Here is a 3,560-nt window from a genome sequence, read left to right on the forward strand (position 1 = left end):
ACCGGAGTGACGGCTCGCGCGAGGGAGGGCCCCGCTCGGCTCGCTCCAGGGAGGGCCCCGCTCGGCTCGCGCCAGGGGCGCATCCCACCGGCGACCCTCACTCCCCGGGGAGCCGCAACTCAGCTCCGCTCTGCGAACGCCCGCAGAAGCTGGGCCGCGAGTTCGTCGGGTGTTCGCCAGAGCTGTCGCTTGGTCACCACGATGACCATCCATCCCCGCGCTGTCAGCCGGTTCCGTCTCTCGACATCCCGGGTGTGCTGGTCGGAGTATCCGTGGTGCTCGCCGTCGTATTCGAGAGCAATCCGGCGTTCGGGGTCGGCGAGATCCAGGCGATAGGGCGTCCCCGGCACCCGGTACTGCACCACCAGCCGGTCGAGCCCGATGTCCCTCGCGAACATTCGCAGCCGGGTCTCCATCGGCGACTCGGCGAGGGGCGCGCACAGCGCAGCGTGCCGGAGTGCGGTACCCCGGCGGGATACGTCCCGGTTGAGCTCGGCCTGGGTGGGCACCGCAGCCCGCGCGTCCACTCCCAGGCGACCGGCCCCGTCCAGCGCGGCGACCGCGTCGTCTCGCGGCAGGTAGCGCGCGAGGTCGAACAGGGCGCGGTCGAAGGTCGCCACCCGGATCGGATGGCCGTGCGGCCCGATGAACTCCTCGTGCTGTCCATCCGGGATCGTGAACTGCCGCGACAGCACGCCCGGACGTCGGATGCGTCGATCGCCGGTTGCCACCTCGAGGGGAGGATCCCGCGGTGGCCACGGGTGGCCGTGGAACAACGCCGCCGTCCATCCGGTCGCCACGGCATCGGGGCGGACGACCGTCAGCGCTTCGAGGCGTAGTGCGACGGTGTCCCTCGAGCCGTGCGGGACCCAGACGCCACGGTGTGGTGCCCGTCGTCCGGCTGTCGCCCGGCGTCGACCGCGCAACCGGACGAGATCCTGGAAGCCGAGGGGCTCGGGAGTGGTGGTCACGGGGACGAGCTTTGACCACGACGAGCCGGCCGGACCAGACTCCTCGGTCTCCGGGGGCCTACCTGTGGATGCCCCGAGGGGGTGTGGAAATGCGGGCATGCAGATCGCCGACGCCGCCCGATCGGGAGTGAGGCGCCGACGCCGCCCGATCGGGAGTGAGGCGCCGTCCCGCAGGGGTCCGCCGCGGTCGACCGTGCAGGCCCTGCCTTCAGCCGTCACTCCCGTCAGCATCCGCCCAGGTGAACTCTCGGCAAGACGTACCGGAGTGACGGCTCGCATCCGTGGGCGGCGGAACGGAGCGCGGGCGGCACGGGCACGGGGGCGGTGTGACGAGAGTCGCTGGAGGGCCTGTGCGGGGCCGGTAGACTCGGCGATCATCGGCCGACCCGAGCGCAGGGTGGAGCTCCCACCCGCGGGTGGCCGACCGCAGAGCCTTCGCAGGCCCACGAGAACACCAGGAGTTGACCTTTTCGATGACCACTGTCGCCGTAGTCGGAGCCACGGGCCAGGTGGGGCGCGTGATGCGCGCCCTGCTGGAGGAGCGGGAGTTCCCGGCCGACGAGGTGCGGTTCTTCGCCTCCGCACGGTCGGCGGGCACCACGCTGCCGTTCCGTGGCGAGGACATCGTGGTCGAGGACACCGCCGCGACCACCGACGAGGAGCTCGCGGGCATCGACATCGCCCTCTTCTCTGCCGGCGGCACGATGTCCAAGGAGCAGGCGCCCAGGTTCGCGGCGGCCGGCGCCGTCGTCGTCGATAATTCCAGCGCGTGGCGCAAGGACCCCGACGTCCCGCTGATCGTCTCCGAGGTCAATCCCGAGGCCGCGCAGAGCCCGCCCAAGGGCATCATCGCCAACCCCAACTGCACCACCATGGCCGCGATGCCGGTGCTCAAGGTGCTCCACGACGCCGCCGGGCTGCAGCGGCTCGTCGTCTCCACCTACCAGGCCGTGTCCGGGTCGGGTCTCGCCGGCGTCGACGCGCTCAACGACCAGGTGACCGGCAACATCGGCGCGGGACACGAGCTCGTGCACGACGGGCGGGCGCTGAGCGTGGACGACACGGGGCCGTACGTGGCGCCGATCGCGTTCAACGTCCTGCCGATGGCGGGCGCGCTGGTCGACGACGGGTCCGAGGAGACCGACGAGGAGCAGAAGCTGCGCAACGAGTCGCGCAAGATCCTCGGGCTGCCGGAGCTTCGCGTGGCCGGCACCTGCGTGCGCGTGCCGGTGTTCACCGGTCACACGCTGAGCATCAACGCCGAGTTCGAGCGGGACATCACCCCGGAGCAGGCGCGCGAGCTGCTGTCGGAGGCGGCCGGCGTCAAGGTTGTGGACGTGCCGACTCCGCTGGACGCCGCGGGCATCGACGAGTCGCTGGTGGGCCGCATCCGCCAGGACTTCTCGATCGAGGGCAACCGCGGGCTCAACCTCATGGTCTCGGGCGACAACCTGCGCAAGGGCGCGGCGCTCAACACCATCCAGATCGCCGAGTTGCTGGTGAAGTGACGCCGCGGCACGAGGGTTAGCCGGCCGCGGGCGCGGCCGTCGGGGACGACGACGCCCCCGGCCTCACCAACGGCAGGCCGCCGCCCGGTCACGCAGACCGGGCGGCGGCCTTCCGTGTGCGCATAGGCGAGCGGTGGACCGCGGGACCACAGGCCACTACCTTGGCCCGGTCCGAGAAACCGACCGGGAGCCGCGTGCTCCCAGAAGGAACAGGTGACTGCTCATGCACGTCCTTCCCAGCAGAGTCCACACCATCATCGGCCTGATCGTCGGCGCGGTCCTGGTGATCGCGCCGTGGATCTTCGGGTTCGCGGACGTCGAGGCGGCCAAGTGGACGGCGATCATCGTCGGCGTGGTGATCTTGTTGAGCGAGCTGACCACGACGAGCCCCGTCAGCCCCATGAAGTTGGTTCCCATGCGCATCCATGTCTGGATGGACGTGTTGGTGGGTCTGGTCCTCGCGGCGTCGCCGTGGATCTTCGGGTTCGCCGATGAGGACCTCATCGTCTGGCTGCCGCACCTCGTCGTGGGTATCGGCGTGATCGGGTACGCACTGCTCACCCGAACGGATGACGACGTCGTGCCCGCCAGGGCCCGCGAGCCGCACTCGACCAGCGGGCTCTGACCCCGAGCGACCGCACTGGACGGCCCGCTGCCCGGCCTCACGCGTCGGGCGGCGGGCCGTCAGTACCCGCGGCCGTACTCGACCACGGACAGCAGGTCCTCGCCGTCGACGAACCTCCGCAGGTTCTCCGCGAGCGGCCCGGCCATCTCCTCGGTGAGCCGCCCGGCCGGGTTGGCGACGTGCGGGGTGATCACCACGTTGTCCAGGCCGAACAGCGGGTCGTCGGGCGCGGGCGGTTCCGGATCGGTCACGTCGAGCGCGGCGCCGCCGATCAGGCCGCCGGTGAGCGCGCGGTAGAGGGCGGCCTGGTCGATGAGGGGCCCGCGGGCCACGTTGACGATCCAGGAGTGCGGGCGCAGCAGCGCCAATGTGCGGTCGTTGATGAGGTGACGGGTCTCCGGGGTGTCGGGCGCGGCCAGCACCACGTGGTCGGCCTGCGCGAGCACCTCGTCGGTG

4 protein-coding genes are annotated in these 3,560 nt (G+C 71.3%); 2 read left to right on the top strand and 2 right to left on the bottom strand.

Annotated features, from left to right (window positions below; all coding sequences use genetic code 11):
* Positions 1–119: 119 nt before the first annotated feature.
* Positions 120–971: a DUF559 domain-containing protein gene (locus IY392_RS19630; RefSeq protein WP_194861556.1), complete on the bottom strand. Its 852-nt coding sequence runs from the start codon at positions 969–971 to the stop codon at positions 120–122.
* A 473-nt stretch (positions 972–1,444) separates the two neighbouring features.
* On the opposite strand from IY392_RS19630, the gene IY392_RS14175 reads away from it, so the two are divergent.
* Both IY392_RS14175 and IY392_RS14180 read left to right on the top strand, forming a co-directional pair.
* Positions 1,445–2,479, top strand: a complete 1,035-nt coding sequence (locus IY392_RS14175) for an aspartate-semialdehyde dehydrogenase (protein ID WP_194861557.1) — start codon at positions 1,445–1,447, stop codon at positions 2,477–2,479.
* A gap of 223 nt (positions 2,480–2,702) precedes the next feature.
* Positions 2,703–3,104 carry an SPW repeat protein gene (locus IY392_RS14180; RefSeq protein ID WP_194861558.1) on the top strand — a complete coding sequence of 134 codons (402 nt, stop codon included), beginning with the start codon at positions 2,703–2,705 and terminating at the stop codon, positions 3,102–3,104.
* Positions 3,105–3,163: 59 nt separating this feature from the next.
* On the opposite strand, the gene IY392_RS14185 is transcribed toward IY392_RS14180, so the two are convergent.
* Positions 3,164–3,560, bottom strand: a 397-nt coding sequence (locus tag IY392_RS14185) for an NAD(P)-dependent oxidoreductase (RefSeq protein WP_304511154.1), incomplete at its 5' end; no start/stop codon positions are given.

The organism is Dietzia sp. SYD-A1, from assembly GCF_015356725.1.
In the GTDB taxonomy this organism is placed as follows: domain Bacteria; phylum Actinomycetota; class Actinomycetes; order Mycobacteriales; family Mycobacteriaceae; genus Dietzia.